This is a genomic window from Pedobacter sp. MR2016-24, assembly GCF_026239655.1.
Taxonomy (GTDB): Bacteria; Bacteroidota; Bacteroidia; order Sphingobacteriales; family Sphingobacteriaceae; genus Pedobacter.
On sequence record NZ_JAPIVO010000007.1, the window covers coordinates 363,128 to 383,845 of the forward strand.

The 20,718-nt window shown below is 39.3% G+C and carries 19 protein-coding genes; 6 read left to right on the forward strand and 13 right to left on the reverse strand.

The genetic code is table 11. The features are described 5' to 3' along the window. Positions 1-5: 5 nt before the first annotated feature. The 3 genes from OQX62_RS20165 to OQX62_RS20175 form a co-directional block, all read right to left on the reverse strand. A complete protein-coding gene (locus tag OQX62_RS20165; protein ID WP_265833444.1) occupies positions 6-1,367 on the reverse strand; it encodes a tetratricopeptide repeat protein in 1,362 nt (453 codons plus the stop codon). Between the two features lie 98 nt (positions 1,368-1,465). Further along, complete coding sequence (locus OQX62_RS20170; RefSeq protein ID WP_322973774.1) at positions 1,466-2,107, reverse strand: alpha-ketoglutarate-dependent dioxygenase AlkB family protein; 642 nt, start codon at positions 2,105-2,107, stop codon at positions 1,466-1,468. A gap of 261 nt (positions 2,108-2,368) precedes the next feature. Next, a complete protein-coding gene (locus OQX62_RS20175; protein WP_265833445.1) occupies positions 2,369-2,740 on the reverse strand; it encodes a hypothetical protein in 372 nt (123 codons plus the stop codon). A gap of 166 nt (positions 2,741-2,906) precedes the next feature. On the opposite strand from OQX62_RS20175, the gene OQX62_RS20180 reads away from it, so the two are divergent. From OQX62_RS20180 to OQX62_RS20190, 3 genes are all read left to right on the forward strand, one after another. Continuing rightward, positions 2,907-4,016, forward strand: a complete 1,110-nt coding sequence (locus tag OQX62_RS20180) for an MBL fold metallo-hydrolase (protein ID WP_265833446.1) — start codon at positions 2,907-2,909, stop codon at positions 4,014-4,016. A 70-nt stretch (positions 4,017-4,086) separates the two neighbouring features. Then, on the forward strand, positions 4,087-4,845 hold the full coding sequence (locus OQX62_RS20185) for a DUF2625 domain-containing protein (RefSeq protein WP_265833447.1): 759 nt from the start codon (positions 4,087-4,089) through the stop codon (positions 4,843-4,845). Positions 4,846-4,865: 20 nt separating this feature from the next. Further along, entirely contained in the window at positions 4,866-5,564 is a 699-nt protein-coding gene (locus OQX62_RS20190) for a hypothetical protein (RefSeq protein ID WP_265833448.1), read from the forward strand. 9 nt (positions 5,565-5,573) lie between these two features. On the opposite strand, the gene OQX62_RS20195 is transcribed toward OQX62_RS20190, so the two are convergent. Beyond that, on the reverse strand, positions 5,574-6,479 hold the full coding sequence (locus OQX62_RS20195) for a helix-turn-helix domain-containing protein (protein ID WP_265833449.1): 906 nt from the start codon (positions 6,477-6,479) through the stop codon (positions 5,574-5,576). Positions 6,480-6,574: 95 nt separating this feature from the next. Further along, complete coding sequence (locus OQX62_RS20200) at positions 6,575-7,339, reverse strand: SDR family NAD(P)-dependent oxidoreductase (protein ID WP_265833450.1); 765 nt, start codon at positions 7,337-7,339, stop codon at positions 6,575-6,577. Positions 7,340-7,669: 330 nt separating this feature from the next. Between OQX62_RS20200 and OQX62_RS20205 the strand changes: the two genes are divergently transcribed. Both OQX62_RS20205 and OQX62_RS20210 read left to right on the forward strand, forming a co-directional pair. Beyond that, complete coding sequence (locus OQX62_RS20205; protein ID WP_265833451.1) at positions 7,670-8,125, forward strand: SRPBCC domain-containing protein; 456 nt, start codon at positions 7,670-7,672, stop codon at positions 8,123-8,125. Between the two features lie 13 nt (positions 8,126-8,138). Continuing rightward, entirely contained in the window at positions 8,139-8,567 is a 429-nt protein-coding gene (locus OQX62_RS20210) for a VOC family protein (protein WP_265833452.1), read from the forward strand. Between the two features lie 59 nt (positions 8,568-8,626). Here the strand turns inward: OQX62_RS20210 and OQX62_RS20215 are convergent, their stop codons facing one another. The 8 genes from OQX62_RS20215 to OQX62_RS20250 all read right to left on the reverse strand — a co-directional run bounded on the left by OQX62_RS20215 (position 8,627) and on the right by OQX62_RS20250 (position 19,607). After that, entirely contained in the window at positions 8,627-9,976 is a 1,350-nt protein-coding gene (locus OQX62_RS20215; protein ID WP_265833453.1) for a Gfo/Idh/MocA family protein, read from the reverse strand. Positions 9,977-10,037: 61 nt separating this feature from the next. Beyond that, positions 10,038-11,105 carry a phosphotransferase enzyme family protein gene (locus OQX62_RS20220; RefSeq protein ID WP_265833584.1) on the reverse strand — a complete coding sequence of 356 codons (1,068 nt, stop codon included), beginning with the start codon at positions 11,103-11,105 and terminating at the stop codon, positions 10,038-10,040. Positions 11,106-11,181: 76 nt separating this feature from the next. Further along, positions 11,182-12,300 (reverse strand): acyltransferase family protein, encoded by a 1,119-nt coding sequence (locus tag OQX62_RS20225; RefSeq protein ID WP_265833454.1) that lies wholly within the window; start codon positions 12,298-12,300, stop codon positions 11,182-11,184. Positions 12,301-12,315: 15 nt separating this feature from the next. Next, positions 12,316-13,173 (reverse strand): PKD domain-containing protein, encoded by an 858-nt coding sequence (locus OQX62_RS20230; RefSeq protein WP_265833455.1) that lies wholly within the window; start codon positions 13,171-13,173, stop codon positions 12,316-12,318. A 26-nt stretch (positions 13,174-13,199) separates the two neighbouring features. Then, complete coding sequence (locus tag OQX62_RS20235) at positions 13,200-14,717, reverse strand: RagB/SusD family nutrient uptake outer membrane protein (RefSeq protein WP_265833456.1); 1,518 nt, start codon at positions 14,715-14,717, stop codon at positions 13,200-13,202. A gap of 4 nt (positions 14,718-14,721) precedes the next feature. Next, positions 14,722-17,721 carry a SusC/RagA family TonB-linked outer membrane protein gene (locus OQX62_RS20240; RefSeq protein WP_265833457.1) on the reverse strand — a complete coding sequence of 1,000 codons (3,000 nt, stop codon included), beginning with the start codon at positions 17,719-17,721 and terminating at the stop codon, positions 14,722-14,724. A gap of 253 nt (positions 17,722-17,974) precedes the next feature. Then, the gene (locus OQX62_RS20245) at positions 17,975-19,003 is read right to left on the reverse strand and encodes a LacI family DNA-binding transcriptional regulator (protein ID WP_265833458.1); all 1,029 of its coding nucleotides are present in this window, start codon (positions 19,001-19,003) and stop codon (positions 17,975-17,977) included. A gap of 130 nt (positions 19,004-19,133) precedes the next feature. Then, a complete protein-coding gene (locus OQX62_RS20250) occupies positions 19,134-19,607 on the reverse strand; it encodes a hypothetical protein (protein WP_265833459.1) in 474 nt (157 codons plus the stop codon). Between the two features lie 482 nt (positions 19,608-20,089). On the opposite strand from OQX62_RS20250, the gene OQX62_RS20255 reads away from it, so the two are divergent. Then, positions 20,090-20,638 carry a hypothetical protein gene (locus tag OQX62_RS20255; protein ID WP_265833460.1) on the forward strand — a complete coding sequence of 183 codons (549 nt, stop codon included), beginning with the start codon at positions 20,090-20,092 and terminating at the stop codon, positions 20,636-20,638. Positions 20,639-20,718 lie beyond the last annotated feature (80 nt).

Sequence of the window (20,718 nt, forward strand, 5' to 3'; positions counted from 1 at the left end):
AAAACTTAATCCTTCAATTCTATTCCTGCTTTTTTTGCCAGCTCAATCATCTCGGTAACTTTAATTTCATCTTTAAAAGCAGGGTCAGTACGATATATACTGATCAAGGTCTTATATGCTTCTGCTTCACCCAAATCGGCAGCCTTAAGCAACCACTCTATTCCCTTTTCCGTATTTTGCTGTATACCTATCCCATCAATGTGACACAGGCCGAAACCTGTCATTGCCATTGGAAATCCCGCTTTTGCCCCCTTCCGATACCAGTAATAGCTTTTGTTCTCATTAAAATAATCCGGTGTAGAATAATACCAGCCCAGGTCATTCATTGATTCCGGCTGACCAAGTTCTGCGGCCAGTTCATAATAATGAAATGCGGTTTCCATATCCCCCTCTTCTACTGCATCTATCGCCATATTATGGAGATCCGCAGCTTCGGGTTCTTTGAGTGAGCCTCCATAGGTTTCAAAAGCTTTAGCCGCAGCCGCAATTCTGTAATTTTCTATCCATTCCTCCATTTCCTCTGCAGTAGGTATATCACATTCCTGAACTATTCCCTCTTCAGGGATAAAAAATCCAAATCTGTCATTCTGCATGATCACAAATCCAAGATCATCAACTTCCTCAATACTGGTATAGGCAATTGGAAGAATGAGCTCTTCTGCAAAATTTTCAATTCCTAACAGCTCATTTTCTTCTATAATAAAATATTGAGCTTCGTCATCAATATCATCATATACGCCCGACTGAATTACCCGCCAGCCATAGTTGTAACCCTCAAAGTTGAGCTGCTCTCTAAAGCTTTGGAAGCTACTTTGGCCAGGATCATAATCAGGATGTCTATCAAGTAATTTGGGATCGTCATTAGCTATAGCTTCAGTAATTATGGCATTGCTGACTTCGATATCTTCCAGTAGATCAACCGCCTGATCTTCATGGTGATCATCATCCATATTGAATACGTCCCATGCATCCAGGTGAAAGAAATTATGTATTACACGCTGATCCAGGAATTCGAATATCTTCTGCCTGGCTTTTAGAAATGCCTGTTGATCATCAATTAAAACAGCTGCATGGCGCTCAATAAAATTATAGAACTTCTTCAGCTGCACTTTACCTTCAGGTGCAGGTGCATAGATACCACCTTCATCACCGTTATACAGAGGTGTACTGATGAAAGGATTGTCAATCAGTAAGGAATGCAGAAAAATAGGGAACTCATAATTCCATTCTACCATTGTCAGATTTTCTTTGTCCGTGGTACCAATACCAGCTAAAATGCCCCCCAGATTACTTACGCTTTTTTCGTTTGGAGCGGCATCTGCCACCTGAGCATAATTGAAATTATATAAATAGATTCTATGTGCCATGGATAAAGGGTTGCCAGATGGGCAATTTATTGCCAAATGTAGCATTTAGCATTGAAATTGACTTAATGCCTTTAATACTATTAAAATCAAAGGGGGAATTAGCTGATTACTGTTCTGAATGTTAAATTGATCCTTGCTTTGCTAACAAGTTTGGTTGGTGGCAACCGGTGAAGCCAGTTTGTTTGAGTCGCCCCCTTCATGACGAGTAAACTACCATGCTGCAACATGATAGAGATGGTTTCTTTCGTTATCTTATGTTTGAAAGCAAACTTGCGGACGGCACCAAAACTCATAGAACCTATAGCTCCATCTCTTTTTAAATCTTTCTCTGCATCACTGTGCCATGCCATCCCTTCATCACCATTGTGATACAGGTTTAACAAACAAGAATTAAACTTCTCCCCCGTTTTATGCTCTGCAATTTCTCTTAATGCCATTAATTCGGGCGTCCAGGCCAATGCTCTTTTTGTGATATTTGAATAGGTATATTCAAAATTCGTATCACCATACCAGGCCACTTTTCTCTTGGTAAAAAGATGTTTACCAAAAATTACTGCTTCATCATTCTTCCATTCAATTGCGTTTATTAAACGATCAAAATAGTAGTCGGCCTCTACCGGCGTCATCACTGGTCCATAATAATTTACGATACCATCAGAAGGCAATAGATTTTTATTTTCAGCAGGTTCATCATTAAAAAGATCCATATTCAAATTGATTGCGGTGATCACACCGGTCATAAATTTATAGCTAAAGGGAATAAGTAATCACCCCTGCAAATATCAAAAAATTTTGTTGACAGCAAATCCGTTTCTTGCTATTTACAACTTGCAAAAAATCCATCTGATGGGGCTAGTTGAAGAAGTTATTTAATCAGCATAGTTGCAAAACAGAACCAGCATTTGCAGGCATCAGGGCCTGGATCCTTATAAAGAAAATAAAATTGATCTTTTATTAAATGATAGCAATCTGATCAGACAACTATCATTTAATAATTTTTTTTATACAAATTCCTGTGTAGCTTTTATTGCTTTCTCCAGGGCGCGCAGCAGAACATCCCGATAAATGATAAAGTTACTCTGGCGTATTTCATCTGTCTCACTTTCTTTAACAGCTTTTCTACCATCTTTGACTTCCTGCAAATCATTTGTATACATTACAGTAAATGCTTCAGGTTCTTTATTTTTTAAAATTCTGATGGTATGAGAATATTTCTCATGACTATCCACCATAATTGCTAAATTTTTCTCATTATAAACATTCAGACCAACGATCTTCATTAGCTTTTCAAGCTTTCCTCTTTCTTTTGCGTAACCCATAATTATGACAAATATACCAGTTATCCCGAAGAATATATCATTTGAGTAATTCATATAAAATCTGTAATTTTTATTTATCAGATACATGAGCCATGTAACAAACAAAAAAGAGCTTTTAAACAAAATAACGTGTAGAAAAATAGTGTACTTTTGAACATAATGTCTGGCCACTGACCAGTCATTCTTTAGAATGAAATTGAAAAGAATACTAAAAAAAACTATGATAGCTCTGTTCTTAATTATCGGCATATCCGCCCTGATCGTTTTTTTATTTATGCAACAGGCATCCTTTGGGAAATCTCCTTCAGGAGCCAGACTGGAGCGTATCAAAAAATCTCCCCAATATAATGATGGTGCATTCCAGAATCAATCGCCCACTCCCACCTTTACAGGCGGCGGCACGTTCTTATCTGTAATGTCTGATTTCATATTCGGTAAACACGAGCGTAAATCTCCTGATTATAACCTGCCATCTGTGGTGCGCGATCTGACACTGAAACCTTCTTTAAAACCAGAAATTACCTGGTTTGGCCATTCTTCTTATCTGCTACAGATCAATGGCCTTAATATTTTAGTGGATCCGGTATTTAGTGGTCGTACTTCTCCTGTGAGTTATGCGGGCACCAAAGCTTTTAATGGTGCTGATGTTTATAAGGCTGAGAATATGCCGGCGATAGATGTAATGGTCATCACACATGATCACTACGACCATCTTGACTATGAAACAATTAAAAAATTAAAAGATAAGGTAGGTCTTTTTGTAACCTCATTGGGCGTTGGTGCACACCTTGAATACTGGGGTGTTCAAAAAGACAAAATAAGAGAATTAGACTGGTGGGAATCTACCTCTATCAATGCAGAAACTCAGTTTACCGCAGCTCCCGCAAGGCATTTTTCTGGCAGGGGCTTCATCAGAAACAAAACCCTCTGGTCTTCTTTCATATTTAAAACAAGTGGATATAGTATTTACCTTGGTGGCGATTCAGGTTATGATAAACACTTCACTAAAATTGGTGAAAACTATGGCCCGTTTGATCTTGCTATTTTAGAAGACGGCCAGTATAACGCTTTCTGGGCCAATATTCATATGATGCCGGAGGAGACTGCTATGGCAGCACGCGACCTGAAAGCAAAGGTGCTGCTTCCGGTGCATTGGGGAAAATTTGCACTCGCTACCCATACCTGGGACGAATCCATCGGGCGTGTATTGAAAAAAGCTAAAGAACTGGATCTAAAAGTTATTACCCCTCTTATCGGAGAGCAGGTAATCCTGGATAGCATTATGCCAGAATCTCACTGGTGGGCTACAGCACCCGAAGCTGATCAATAGCTGAAATATTAGTTATAAAGATAGAATGATCAATTTATCATTCTATCTTTGCACTACATAATACCATTTCATGAAAAGTGCAATTAAAACCCTTGCTATATTAGGTTTAAGCCTTCTTTCCTTAACTACGTCTGCACAAAATAAGATGCAAAGCCTGGATGAATTAATTAATAAAACAGACCCGGCATGGCCGCTTGTTCAAAAATGGATTGATTCTGCGAAAAACAAAATTGAAATACTGGAAATTGATTCTGTAAAAGGTAAAGAAGTATTGTATAACACGCAGGTTTCCACTTACTCTACCTTAGGAGCCGTAATTTATAATACTGGCGGAATTATGGTCGACAATGGCTGGCTGAGGATCCTGGGCTCAGGAAGTACACGACTTACACGTTCTGTGTCTGACTGGAACAAAGGAAAAACTATCAATGAATACGGAGATAAGCCTGCTTATCTATTGGTGGCAGATGATGCTGTAGGTGGCTTTTTTGCTATCAATTATGGCGCATTTGGTGAGGATTTGAAAAACATTTATTATCTCGCTCCAAACAGCCTGAACTGGGAACCGTTGAATATCGGTTACGGAGAATTTATCCTTTTCTGTTTTGACAGCGATCTTTCTACTTTTTATAAAGGTCTGAGATGGTCTACATGGAATCAGTTTATTGCAAATCTTGATGGTAACAAATCGTATAGTTTCCACCCTTATTTGTGGAGCGAAGAAGGTACGGATATCGAAAAATGTACTAGAAAATTAGTGAACACTGAAGATCTTTTCAATTTCAATATCGCCAGGCAAAAGGAGATGAAAGACGCAACCATTAAATAACATTTAAGCCTAAACCTGATATGACCACAAAATCTGTTTTGACTACTATATTTACAACACTTAGTTTAGCATTCATCTTACAGGCCTGCGCGCCGCCCGATTTTGATCTGGCAAAAATCAGCCTTCCCATCAGTAAAGACCTTTTATTAGCCAAAATTCCCCTTGAAGATGATAAAATGTCTATCGGAGATGCCGAAAGGTTTACATCGCTGGAGAAAAAAGCGTTGTATTTCGAAGGAGAATCCTTATACGGGAGTATCAATAACAGTCCGAATACCTCTTATCTGGCCAATCAGGTAATATTTTTTATCGATAAAAAGACAAACAAAGCGGAAGCGTATCAACTGGATATAAAGACTACAGATGAAACAGCGAAACTGGAAAAAGCTTTGGACAAAAAATTAGGAAAGACACAATTTCACTATAAACACGATGGAATGAGCTTCCGTATATGGGAAAATAAGGAGGTTACTTATTTTCTTGAAGTAAACGGGACTACTTCTTATAATGGGGTAAAGACTATTTCAAGCTCGCTACATGTCGTAAGTAACAATTACCCATTATTATATAAATACTTTATGGGAGGCGGTTTTGGTTATTACGGAGATTATATTGCTGCAAAACGCAGAAATAAAAAAGCAAATTATACCTATGGAGATTTTGTAAAGGAGAAAGTTGCAGATGGAAGTGACTACTATGGCAAAAACTTAATTAAATAGATTTGCGTTTCACAACCTGTAATTCAGCGGTGATGTACTGGTCTGTTTTTTAAAGAAATTGGAGAAGTGAGCAACCTGCTCAAATCCGAGGCAGTTGGAAATTTCGGAAATATTCCAGTCAGTTTGCTTTAGCATAATTTTAGCCTCCTGAACGATGCGGCCGCTAATCATAGCTGTTGTGGTTTTACCGGTATTATCCTTCAGAACCTTATTAAGGTGATTCACATGAATAGATAATCTGTCTGCATAATCCTTTGCCGTGCGAAGATTCAATTTATGATGAGGTGAGCTTATTGGAAACTGACGCTCCAGTAATTCTACAAATAAAGATAATACCCTTGCAGAGGCAGTATGTAAAGGATGGGTCAGCACCGCGGGTTGAAGTTTCTGACCATAATGAATTAATTCCAGCACATAATTTCGCAATAAATCATATTTATAGGCGTAATCTGAGTTCAGTTCGTTGTACATCTTTTTGAAAATGCTCTCAATTGACAGTGCTTCCTCATCAGTAACCTGGAAGACTGGATATCCTCCCGGCTGAAATATAGGCAGATCGTCCAAAATAACTCCACTTTTAGACTGGATTAAAAATTCGGTTGTAAAAATACAGAAATAACCAAACTGTTTTTCATCCAGGGGTGTCCAGTTGTATGGGATCTTCGGCGTAGCAAACAACAAAGCATTTTTCTCAATATTGATTTCCTTATCGGCATATTCGGCTTTATTCCTCCCACTGATAAAACTGATCTTATAATAAGCTCTGCGGTTATACAACATGGTATCGGTCTTACGCATTCTTGCATTGAACTCATCCGACTTAAATACGTTGAAATGACCAATCTCTTTATTGATATCCGAAGGCACAAAACCCGCAGTATTTTGATAGAACTCTTCCAGGGAGATAATTTCCATTGCTTTATTTATAAAATTCAATTATAATCAATTGTTCTCAATAAGTTTGTCAACCGTAAAGAAGGATCCGCTTAACGGTTGACAAAATTAATGACTTACAGGTTCATGCCACCAGATACTTCAATTCTTTGTGCATTGATCCACTTAGCCTGGTCGGTACACAAAAATGCTACTACGCTGCCAATATCATCAGGACGACCCACACGACCTAAAGCTGTTACGCTGGCAATGTGTTTGTTTACCTGATCATTATCTCTCACAACTCCGCCACCAAAATCAGTTTCGATGGCACCCGGTGCAACTATATTCACCCTGATTCCACGGCTACCTAATTCCGCTGCCTGATACTTGGTTAAGGTTTCTATTGCTCCTTTCATACTTGCATAGGCAGCGTAGCCCGGGGTAGCAAAACGGGCAAGACCAGTAGAAATATTTACAATTCCGCCACCATCGCTTAATATCGGTAAAGCAGCCTGTGTTAGAAAAAAGACACCTTTAAAGTGAATATTAAGCAACTCATCAAAAACCTCTTCAGACGTTTCCGCGAAGGCAGCATTGATACCTATACCTGCATTATTTACCAGGAAGTCAATAGTACCACTTTTAAAAGTGTTTTTTAGCAAGATCGAAAGCTCACGGAAAAAATCACCAAAACTTTTTACATCAGCAGTATTTAATTGCAGCGCAGCGGCTTTTTGTCCGGACTGCTCAATCTCTGCTACTACAGCTAATGCCTCTTCTTTTTTACTGTGATAAGTAAGGACTACATCGAGTCCTTCTTTAGCCAGGTTTAAAGCCATGTTTTTACCTAAGCCTCTGCTTCCGCCGGTGATCAGTACAATTTTATTCGTTGTTGACATATATTTTTATTTTTTGTAATACAAATATGCCTGCAAAATCAATTCCCTTGTTTGCGCTGATCAATCCATTATTTGCGAATTTCAAATAAACAACAATATTGAGCCTAACAAGGGCATACAAAAACTAAAAAAAACTAATTAGGTATTTCCGGATTCAAATTATAGCAAAATATTTTATTGAATTTTGCATCTACTATCATTTTTAAATTTCTTCTGTCAGGTCAATATAGTCAGATAAATGTTGTCACGAACTACCCCGTTCATTGTCGTATTCACACACCTTTCTAAAAATATGGTTTAAGTAATTTTATTTATAAATCAACAAAGCTCATGGAAAATCAACTGTTAGAGATCAAAGTGGCCATTCAGATACAGAAACCTGTCAGTGAAGTTTTTGAAGCCATCGCCGACCCTGATAAAATGACAAATTATTTTATCTCAGAAAGTTCAGGACGTATGGAAGAAGAAAAAGAGCTGGTATGGAAGTTCCCGGAATTTGATGATGAGTTCAAAATCCGGTTAGGTAAGGTAGTAAAGGACGAGGTGATCTGCTATAGCTGGGACGTTAATGGATATAGCCACTTAGTAGAAATCACATTTAAACCTGCTCCTGGCAATGATACTATCGTAGTCATTACTGAAAAGGATTCAAAAAATACGGTTCCGGATATAGAGTGGCTCAAGGGAAATACTCAGGGCTGGGCAAATTTCCTCGCCTGCCTGAAGGCATATACAGAATACGGCATCAACCTCCGAAAAGGTGCATTTGATTACATGAAGAAATAAAACAATAATTATAATGGCTAAAATGAACCCATACCTCAACTTTGACGGCAAGGCCGAAGAAGCGTTTAACTTTTATAAATCTGTCTTTGGTGGCGAATTCAGCGCAGTCCACCGGATGGGTGAAATGCCCGGTGGAGAGAATATACCTGAAAATGAAAAAAATCACATCATGCATATCTCATTACCTGTTAATGAGCACACCACGCTGATGGCATCTGATATTATGCCGTCATATGGACATGTGCTTGCGGAAGGTAATAACATGCAGATATCACTTCATCCGGAGAGCCGCGAAGAAACGGAATATTTGTTTAATGGACTCTCTGCTGGAGGAAAAGTAGAAATGCCTTTGGAAGATACATTTTGGGGTGCTTATTTTGGCAGCTTCAAAGATAAATATGGCATTTACTGGATGGTTAATTTCGAGAAGAATACGCAATAGAAGAATTAAAATATCATGATATCAGCAAGCCTGATATCATGATATAACTGAATGATTTGCTAAAAACCACTATCCCCCAACGCAAAGGTATTCTTACGCTCTTTCCATTTTCCTCTGGTGAAATCAGGAAATTTTTGTGGCATATTTCCCTCTTCGATTGATTTTTCAGACAGTGGTGTAATTACGCTCATAGTAAGTGAATCATAAATATCAATCGGTGTTTGTTTACGCTGTTTGACAGACTCTACAAAAGCATTGAATACAAACCAGTCCATCCCTCCATGACCTGCCCCGTCTGCCTGATGCTGATATTTTTTCCAAAGTGGATGATCGTACTTTTCCGTCCAGATTTTTGCACTGTCCCATTCATCATATGATTTCGATTTCCCTTCTATATATACGGATTCTGCCACATCCATCCAGATTCCTTCAGTCCCCTGAACTCTGAAGCCTAAGGAATAGGGTCTCGGTAAATGGGTATCATGTGTGAGCGTAACTGTTTCGCCATTAGCGCAGTTGAGCATGGTAGTAACGATATCACCATTTTTGAATTTAATAGCCGCATTTTTATTACCGGGTGATACTTTTTCTATGTATTTATTTAAGCCCGGAGATTTTGACGCGAATGATACCAGGTTAGTGAATTGATTACCCCTGTTGATATCGATATAATTCATTACCGGACCAGCACCATGTGTCGGGTAAATATCCCCATTGCGATCCGCATTGAACTGAGTTCTCCATTGTGCCTCTCCTACTGTATGAGGTCCGAATTCAGCACCCTTACCATCAAAGCGCTTACCATCATTAAATAATACTTGGCGCAAATCATGCTGATAACCGCCTTCCAGATGAACAATTTCGCCAAAAACATTTTGCCTTACCATATTCAGTACTGCCATCACATCTCTGCGGTAACACACATTTTCAAGCGTCATGTACGGAACTTTAGTTTCTTCGTATACCTTTAGAATATCCCAATGATCATCTACTGTTATACCAGCAATGACTTCACAACCTACATATTTGCCTGCACGCATGGCAGCTATTGACTGCTCTTTGTGAAACTGCCAGGGCGTTGCGATGACCACGCCGTCTATATCTTTTCGGTCAAGCAGTTTTTTGTATGCGTCCAGACCGCCTGTATACTCCACAGGCAATTTTTTTCCCGCTTTTACAAATTGTGCCCTGCAATATTTCAGGGAGCTTTCCTGAGTATCGCAGATGGCTACAATCTCCACATCCGACCGGAGCAAGCCCTCGCCAATATGATTACGGCCACGTAAGCCTACACCGATATAACCCAATCTTATCTTATCTGCATTTTTTGCGAATAGTAATCCTGAAGGCAAAATTGTTAGCCCTGCGACTCCCACAGCGGCGTTTCTAACAAAATGTCTGCGATCCATAGTTTATAGTTTTTGGTTATTAATTATGTAAAAATTGATATTTTTATTTGTTAATGCGATTTTACCCTTCTGTTTTTTCCATTTCGCTAAGAATGGTATGCTGCAGCATTTCGCTGCTCTGGTCGAGCATCTTCAACAGCTGTAATTGTGCACGGGTCCGTTGCAAGTTGTGACCTTCAAACTTGATCTTAAAATATTGGTCTCCATTAAGATAATCTGTGAGGAACCTGACGGACTGCATATAGGGTAACAACAAAACGCCTTTGAAAAGCGAGTTTAACTCTGTATTGGTGATAAACTGGCCTGCTTCTTTCAGATAGCCTTTGGTATACGCATTGAAAAGAGGAATGTTGAGCCTGATTTTTGAAAGATCTTTTTCATCTTCAACAGTCGTATTGATAATTGTGCGCACAGCATCACCAAAATCATAGGCTATATAACCATCCATAACCGTATCCAGATCAATCACACACTGCGCTTCATCCTTCATATTCAGTAATACATTATTGAATTTAGTATCATTGTGTATTACCCTTTTTGGTAATCCTATAATTTGTTCGGGTTGCTGAAAATACGACATAGAGTCTGCATATGCCTTTATAATATCCAGTTCTGCAGCCACTGATACCAATCTGTCTGCTGCATCTTTCGCAATTGCATCATTTAATTGTTCTAACCTTCTGCCGATGTGATGAAAATCTGGAATGACTTCATATAGGATACCCGTTGGTAAATCAGCTAACATGGCTTGAAACTTTCCGAAGGCTTTTCCACCTTCATAAGCCTGTTTTTCCGTTTCGACAACATCGTATGATTTGGTGTTTTTCAGGAAGTAACTCAGTCGCCAGTAGTCGCCATTGATATCCTGGTAAAAATAGCGCCCGTCTTTTGCCGGAACTAAAGTCATTACTTCCTTTTCAGGATTTCCCGAGCCGGATAAAAGCAACTTGTCCTTCAGATGATCTATCACCTTACACATATTTGAGGATAGTTGCGGAACATCCTTAAAAATATGGTGATTAATACGCTGCAATAAATAGTCACAGCCTGAGGAATTCATATTTTTTATAAAATATGTATCATTAATATGGCCTGAACCATAAGTTTTCAGAGAATCAATATCGACCACACAATTGAAATTAGAGACTATCTCTGATATGTTTTCTACAGTTCGCAAAGTATACTAGTTTAGAAATGAATTGATTTTATAATTTGAAAAATATTTTGTGTTTGTATAGCCAGTAGCATAGCGCCCATTCCAATACCCAGGTACATATTGCGGAAATCAGGTGCGCAGTTTTTAAGCCGGCGTTCAGAAACTGATGCAGCATATCGCCGGTAAAAATGGCCACGGTTTCATTGAGCCATTCCATACCTGCAGTTTCAAAGAAAAGGTAGATGAAAATTGCATTCATTCCTATCACGGTAAAAATCCATACATGCCTGATATTTTGTTTCACATCCACCAGCCAGTAAATTAAGACAAGGATTATCAGTATCCATCCTCCCGAAGCAAAAACAAAAGCGCTGGTACTGATTCTTTTTATAATTGGTGTGAGGTGTAAAATATCGAGTGCAAATCCTATGATCAACAAAATAATCCCTGCCACAATTAAGGTCTTAATTTTATACGCAGCGCTGTGTTTAGAAATGAGCAGCTTCCCTGCAAGTACTCCCCAGATGGTATGTGCAGCAGTGGGAATAGCATTAATTGCCACCCAGCCATCGGTATTAATTTTTCCCATAAGGAGAGTATCCGCATAAGCACCGAAGTTATGAGACTGTACAAATGGCTGATCAAAACCTGGTATTGAACTGTACCTGTATAATAGCTCTGTAAGTAACAGCAGCAAGATAGAAAATGTAATCTGCCAGCTCACAGACCACTGGATGATCAGATAGGCGACTAAAGTAGTAAAAGCTAACTGCGATAGTACATTCCACAATTCCCATACCGGTTTACCTGCGTAAACACAATGTAAACCGACGCCACAGGCCAGAAGTTTTAGACTCCTGATCAGGATGTGACGCAAATTGTTCTTCCACGTAATGCCTTTTTCGAGTTTACGGCTATAGGAAATATAAAGTGCCGCACCCGCCATAAACATAAATGCCGGCTGCACAAGATCCCAGAAATGCAGGCCGTGCCATGGATGGTGAAAGAACTGGTCTACCAGACTCCCGACAGGCGGAGCGGGGTTTAAGTCCTTTAACGCGACAAATAACAAGCAGCTTTCTGCACAAAGCAGGATCATGATCATGCCCCGCATGACATCCAGAGACAGCAATCGGCCAGGATTAGCCTGGTTTATTGTTTTTTCCATTTGCTCAGCGTCTGATTATTCATTCATGTCCAGTAAAAACGAGGATGCTCCTTCGTCTGGCGCATAGCCAAGCGTAACTGACCAATCGCTTTTAGTCGCCACGAAACCAATGCGCATCCCTGTACCTGTAAGGCCTTTCAACTTTCCACGCGCTATTCTCATTTCGTATTTGAGTATTCCCCCTGTTTCCACAATTGTGCCTACCTGATACGCTTCTGAGATGGATTGCTGATCAAAAGTAAAACTCGTCTGCGCGCCGGTATGGTAGAAAATATCTAATCCTGTGGTCAGCAAGTGTCCTTCCAGCAGAATATCATATCCGCCATCAGGAAATGGACTCGATAAACCCGTGGCAGCATTATTATCGGAATCAATATAGAAGTCTAATATATCATCATTAGCCTTTGCGGAAGCCATCTCGAAATATACATAGATGTAATTACCATCATAATCGAATTTCACTTTTCTGAAAATACCGCCTTTTGGCCCGGACGTAATCACATTAGCGGTCACGTTATCCCAGTCAGCCAATGAGTTATCATTTATTTTAACCGGAGAAGCCTTCGCTATTCTTAATACTGTTGAAGCTTCGACTACTTTTCCGTTAATGGTAGCAGAAAGTGTGGGTACATATTTCCCTTTACCTGCATAAGTATGTACAGGATTTTGATCCGTAGAACTCCCTCCATCGCCGAAATCCCAGCTATAATTTGATATGCCTGTTGTTTTAGTGGTAAAAGTAACCTGGTTACCGTCCACTGCTACTTCATAAACCAAATCGGTTAATGCTTCATTTTTATCCTTTTTACAGGAATTAAACAAGGTAGATAACATTACGAGGCAGCAGCAGATCAATGTTTTTATATTTTTCATGAAATTGATTTTAAGATAAATAATCATTATGGATTCTGGATGGCCAATGGATTACTTAAAACCTCATCAACCGGCAGATAATAGATCACCCTTGGATTGGTATAGTCAACAACCATGTTAGGATAACCTGAAGGTGATTTAGAAAGATCCACATCCGTCTCTTTCAATCCCCTCAAATGATAACCCCAATACGTTTTATTGAGCTGTCTTTTATTTCTGAAAACATCGTAGGTACGGTGGCCTTCAAAAGCAAGTTCCATTCTTCTTTCGTTGAGTACAGCATCAAGAGCAGTAGAACCGGAAGGAACCACTTTATTGTACAGAGCAGTTTCGAGTCCCCGATTTTTACGGATCATATCTACATCGTCAAGCGCAAGGCCGGCATTGTTCATCTTCGCCTCTGCTTCTGCTTTATTCAGGTACATTTCCGACAGACGGAACATGATTGGTGAACTCAGATTTGGTCTTCCTGCCTGAAAGGAAAACTTGCTGATATAATATACTTCGATACCATTTTTCTTTTGTACAGTACCACTTCCGTCTTTAAGCGGCACGATATAAGACCATCGAACGTCCTCCGGGTGACTCGCCATCAAACCACGAAGTGAAGAAGAAGCGTACTCTTCCCCCCAGCCCGAATTTCCATCGGAATAGATCATTGAAGCTATTGAACCGAATTTACCATAGTCGTCTACCTCTGTAAATGCTACACAAAAAATAGTCTCCTTAGCAGTCTGCGCATTTGCAAACAAAGATGGATAAGTGCTTGCTGTTTCTAAAGTAAACTTGCCCGAATTAATCACCAGATTAGCATAATCAATTGCTTTCTGATTATCTTCCTTATATAGGTTTACCCGTGACAATAAAGCCCATGCTGCTTCTTTGGATGCATATTGCACGCCTCTGGAAATCGTCATCAAACTTGCCGCTTTTTCCGCGTCTGTCAGCACCGAAGCATAGACCTCTGCAACTGTAGCCCTCGCTTTTTTAGATTCTTCTGTAACAGATGTGCGCAGGATAATTCCTGGTGAAGCCGGATCTGCACTATATGGTTTACCAAATAACCTGACCAAATTAAAGTGGCAAAAAGCACGCAGGAAATAACATTCTCCCAGAAGTTGCTGCCGCTTAGCATCTGTGGCTCCCGATTTTTCTACAGCATCAATTACCGTATTCAACCCATTTATGATTTTATAAGAAACATACCAGTAATATCTTGTATTAGCCTGCGCAGGAGAATGATCAAGACTAAAACTGGCGAAAAAAGGGTCTTCGGTAATTTGTCCGCAAACAATGTCATCACTGGCAAAATCTGACAGCTGAAAGAACTGGCGCAGGTACATATTGTTCTGATCAATAGATCCATTGAAACTGATATGATCTTTCATTAATGCATAAGAGCCGTTTAATGCATTAGTTAAACCATCGAGCGTAGTGACCAATGTATTGGTGCTGATGGCATCACTAGGTTCAACGTTAAGGTTTTTGCAACTGCTGGCCGAAATCAGCAGGAGAATGAATATAGTGGATATCGATTTTTTCATGTCTTTAAAAGTTGAAATTAACAGTTAACAGATATTGCCTGTTATTAGGATATTTGAAATCTGAAACACCCGGTGTGGCAAAACTTCCTGCAGTAATCGTAGTCTGCGGATCCTGACCCAGAAATTTAGAGAAAGTAACTACATTGTCTGCGGTAATCCCCACCGTGATGGCCTGGAAATGCATCCTGTTGACAAATGCAGTAGGAAGAGAATAGTTCAGGGCGATATTTCTGATGGTGAAATAACTGCCATCTCTTAAATAACGGGTTGAGGTTTCTGTTGAGTTCGCAGAATTCTGAGGGCTAGGTTCGGTGGCCTCAGTATCTCCTGGCTGACTCCATATTTTGGCGTCATCAGGCAATCTGATCTGGTTGTAATATGGTTCATGACCGTCATTCATCATGAAACGGAGGTTATTACTATATACTTTATTGCCATAATTGAAATAGGTACTTACGCGCAAGCCAAAATTTTTATATTTAAAGCTGTTGTTGAAACCTCCCTGATATTTAGGAAGCGCCGAACCCGATTCCTGTATCGTGGCCTCTGCGTAGTTTGACGTCGCTTCTGTAGAGACAATATTTCCCTGGTTATCTTTATTCTGTTTTTCCCATAATGGTGCCCCCGTCTGACTGTTTACACCCAGCCATTTCGGCATGTAGAATTCATAAAGATCTCCCCCATTCCGGTAAATCTGCGAAATACTCCATGCACCTGTTTTGACAATATCTGAAGGTAAACCATAGAGCTTGTTGCTGTTAAAATTGATAGTAAAGTCACTACTCCATTCAAAATCTGTAGTTTTAATATTGGTAGAATTCAAGCCCAACTCAATTCCTTTATTGACTACGTTACCTGCATTTTCCCATTTGGTTTCAAATCCAACCGATAAAGGCTGAGAAACCTGTAAGAGCAAATCTTTGGTATTGTTTCGGTAAACATCTAAAGTTAGGTTTAAGCGTTTAAACAAGCCAATGTCTACCCCTGCATTGATCTGGTGTTTGCTTTCCCAGGTTAACTGCGGACTAGCCAGCTGATAAGGAACAGCTCCAATCAGTGAATTGTACTGTGTAGTCAGCGAGTAGAGACCTAAATACCTTGATGACCCTATGTCCTGTGTTCCTGTAATTCCGTAGCTTAATCTAAATTTCAGGTTATCGATCACTCTGCTGTCTTTCATGAAGTCTTCATTACTCATCAGCCATGCGCCTGATACTGAAGGAAAAGGTGCGTAACGGTTCTCTTCGGGAAATGCAGATGATCCGTCTACACGAAACGATCCTGATAAGAAATAGCGACTTTTATAATTATAGTTCACCTGAGACAACAAGGATTGTAAATATCTTTTGTCGTTGTATCCGTTAACAAGCTGACTATTTGAAACAACATTCAGCACTTTCAATCCTTCCGGAAGACCTTTACCTGAACCACCTGAATATTCGGTTTGTCCACCCTCAAACGCTACCCCGGCAAGTCCGCTAACTGAATGATCGCCGAATTTGAAATTGAATTTCAAGAGGTTATTGGAGATACCTCCATAGTTAAGCGTATTTAATTCATCAATATAACCAGTATTATGATACGTGCCTGCAACTAAGGGAGAGAAAAAGTTAGTGGCTTTATTAAAAGCGGCAGACACACGGTTGGTACTGGAAAAAGTAAGCCAGTTTGTGATATTATAGTTTAGTGCAAAATCATAGTTTACATCAAAACCTTTATACGGATGTTCGGAATTTTGAACAGTGTGTATTGGGTTCACCTTATCACGTGACCACCACTTGAACGCAGAATTACCATCTACATATACCGCACCACCGTTCTCATCGTAAGGATTATCCCACGGCAGGTTTAAAAACGCGTAGTAGATATCATTATAGTCGTAGCTTTTACCTGTCGAAGCACTTAAATTGATGTTGTTGGTTACACTCAATTTTTTAGAGAAATGATAAGTAGAGTTTGCCCGAAGATTTATCCGCTGGAATCCTGTATTCAGAAACGTACCTTTTTCGTTGTAATAAGAAGCGCCAATATAATAATTGTTTTTTTCTGTTGCCCCACTGGCTGACAAATAGAAATTATTTATCGCAGCCGGTTTAAAGGACTCTTTCGACCAGTCGTAGTCCTGATTCCGCAAATCAAGCGGGCGCTCTGCATAAAATTTGATCAGATCGATTTTATAAGAATTATCAGTTGCCCCTACAATATAGTCTCTGTAAAACTCTTTTTGATAATCATACAATTCATTGCTGTTCATCAGGTTCATCTTTCCAAAGTCGGCCGTTCTAAATCCTGACGTGGCTTTAAATTCAAATTTTGTATTTCCCGGCTTAGCACTTTTTGTTGTCACGATAATTACACCTGCATTAGCCTGTGAACCATATAATGAAGTTGCTCCCGCATCCTTTAAAACAGTAATACTTTCTACATCGTTCGGGTCATAATTCCCTCCGATTACACCGTCAACAACAATCAAAGGACTTTGGTTAGCGTTCACTGAAGATACACCGCGAAGCCTGATTTCTGGTGCCGAGCCTGGCGCACCAGAACTGTTTACCACCTGCAAACCAGCCACCTTACCCTGTAACATGGTACCGACATTATTTGCCGTTACATCTTTCAGTTTTTCTGCGGATACCACAGCTACAGCGCTGGTCAGCTCGCTTTGTTTCTTGCTGCTGTAACCCACTACCACAACATCATTCAGCTGACTGACATCTTCCATGAGCACAATATCAACGCTTTGATTTGCAGTTACCTGTATCTCTTTGGTAAGAAATCCAATTGAGCGAAAAATAAGTGTTGCCGTTTGCCCGGGAATAGTAATGGAGAAAGTTCCGTCATTGGCTGTGACCGTGCTCAATTTGGTTCCCTTTACTGAAATTGCTGCACCGATGATAGGTCTTTTATCAGTGCCTGAACTAATTATGCCCTTTACTGCAGCGGTCTGACTAAACCCTGCAATACTAAATAAAAGGCAACAACAGAGAAGTACAACTTTTTTCATAAGGTTGTTTAGGTGGTTAGTAAGATTCGGTTTGTTGATTGTTAATTCTAAATTGAAATAAAAAACTGATAAAAGAAACCTGTTGACAGGTACATATTTATCAAAATGCCGTGCAAACGTTTGATTAGCCTACGCAAACGTTTGTTGTATTTTTATGAAAAGCGTAAAAAAGGAAGAAGATTATTGGAAAAGAACGAATATTGTGGAAGGTTTATAATAGAATGAAATAGATCTGCAATAAAAAACCAAAGAATCAGGAAGTATAACTTATCATTTCAGAATCAATGATGCATTGCAGGTATTCTGCATTGCCTTCTTTGGCAGAATTTCTTTCTTCAATCAATTTAAACAAAAATTCTGTGGCTTTTGACGCCTGTTCGTAAGGGAATTGTTCAATTGAGGCGATCGGCATAGTATCCATATATTCCCACAGTGGTAAATTCGCAAAACTAATAAAGCTGATATCCTTATTAACAATAAGATTTTCCGCTTTAATAGTGGTTATACAGTCGAGCAAAACATAATCGTTAAATACGATTACTGCTGTTGGTTTTTCTTCCAGACGGAGTAGCTGGAGCATAGCATTTTTATTGTCTTCTTTAGTGAGCGAAGTGGAGACAATACTGTCATAGTCCACGTCCAAGCTTTTTATTCGCAGACATTTCAGGTAAATCTCCAAACGCTGGAGTGTTGCAGCCAGGTTGGCGGGCCCATTGATCAATCCGATTTTACGATGTCCTAAGTCACAGAGTTTTGTGACGGACTGCAGCATTCCCGAATATAGATTACCTGCGACATAGTGGATATCTTTTCGTTTAGGTACTCTATCAAAAAAGACAATTGGTATTTTATATTTTTTGAGACTTTCAAAATGGTCGTACGTACTGGTATCCTTAGTAAGTGACACGAGGATACCATCTACACGATGATTCTTCATATTGTCTATGATACGTTTTTCACGTTCCAAACTATCAAGCGACTGCCCGATGATTACTGTATAATTAAGGTTATCTGCAAAATCTTCCACTCCTGTCAGTGCCGAAGAAAAGAACGGTTCAGCAAGATTCGGGATGATTACTCCTATGGTGTGCGTTTTTTGTTGTTTGAAAAATAATGCTGATTTATTCACCTCGTAACCTAATTCCTGTGCCACTTTATGCACCCGCATAGTGGTCACCGCACCAATACTTTTATGGTGATTTAATGCTCTGGAAACAGTGGAGGGTGATATATTGAGTTTCTTAGCAATCTCCTTTATAGTTGGTATTTTATTATTTTCCATTTATACAGCACCCGGAGGTTCTTTCAATAATTTGCCTGAATCAACAAGGTTTAAATTTATGGAAAAAAATAACAAAATGAGCACCGGGCCTCAGGTATATGCCAAATATTTCATCCCGTATGAAAACCTTTTATAATCTGGCTGCTATATGATCAATGGTTTTACTAAAGAACGGGAAATATATCATTCCCCACAGCGGGTTCTTTTTATAGCGGATTAATTCTCTCGCTGATGTATCATATAATACTGGAATTTCAAAGGCCGACCAATGTGATTTTGATAATTTCTCACAGAAATCTATAGCTCCTTCATCAAATTTACTAGCCTGCAGCATCGAGATAGATCCAACGCCTGATTGCAAACCTCTGAACCAACCACGGTTATTTTTAATAGAATAATCAAAGCAGTTTTTTGAAAAAGTTTCTATCATTTGCCGGTCAACCGCTTTTTCTGTCTGTCCAATGATGACGAACAGGTTCAGCTGAGTAGCAAACCAGCTCCATTTGAATTTTTTAATATATCCTATCTGGCAAGGTATACCCCCGATAATTTCTTCTCCAATAAAAATGTTTTCAGCTTTTAAAAGCTGTTCAGCACTGTTCATAAATGATTTGATTAAGAGCGTTTATTTTTCTATTCCTCTGTATAACAGCCGCACATTAAAAATTGTTTAAATTTATCCTATGAAGAAAACTCGTCAATTTGGCTATTCATCCTATATCAGGTGAAGACACTGCCCAATATGCGCTCTATATACGCTCGACACGTACTAATAGTAAGTCCGTGGTAATACCGTGGAAACTCCGTGGTAGGAGCGTGATAAACTAACTAGTCGAAATGGCATGCTCCTGCCACTTTGCTACCTCGCCTCAGCTACGGATTATTCCCGAGTGCTTCCCGAGTACATCTATAGCACATCCAGAGTGCGATTTATAGACCTGACTTGTGTTGACCATTCTTTAAGAAGTACGGTTTAAATATTTTGAAATTCCTTCTACTATTCCCTTTCCTTTTAAAAAAAACTTGATTTGGAAATATATAAATAAAATATATAATTTAGGATTTTCTTAAATCAAAAACATCTATATGAAAAAGATCTATTTAGTAGGCGTAATGGCGGTTGCCCTACTGTTCTCCTGCAAGTCAAAATCCGAGAAAAGCGGGGATGCAGCAGCATCTGATAGCACAGCAGCAGCAACTACAACTGAAACTACAGCTAAAACGACTGAGCCTGTAGGCAATGCGCCTAAAACTTATATCGTCACCTTTACTCCTGATAGTGCCGTTTTGGGTAAAAGCCAGGAGGCTGCAATTAAAGTTCTTTCTGGAACGGCAACAGAACTGAGCGATCCTGATGGCAAAGCGGAAGGCATTGAAATGACTTTTAAACTTAGCTTGACAAACAAGAATAAAATTGGCGGAAATACGGTAGGAATAAGTCCTAGTGATTTCAGGTTGCTACTTGATAATAACAGCTCGATATCTCAACAAAATGGCAGTTACGTAAGCGCAGAAGCAGAATCTACTAAGGAATCTGAAAATATAACTTACCGTTTACCAGCGGGCGCAAAACCTAAAGCTTTGAAACTATTTTATGATGAAACCAGGGCATCTGTTGATGTAACGCTTAAATAGGCAACAGTATTTGTAGTTATTAAAACAACAAAAGGCCTTTACGGCCTTTTGTTGTTTTAATAACTTACTACAGCGATACC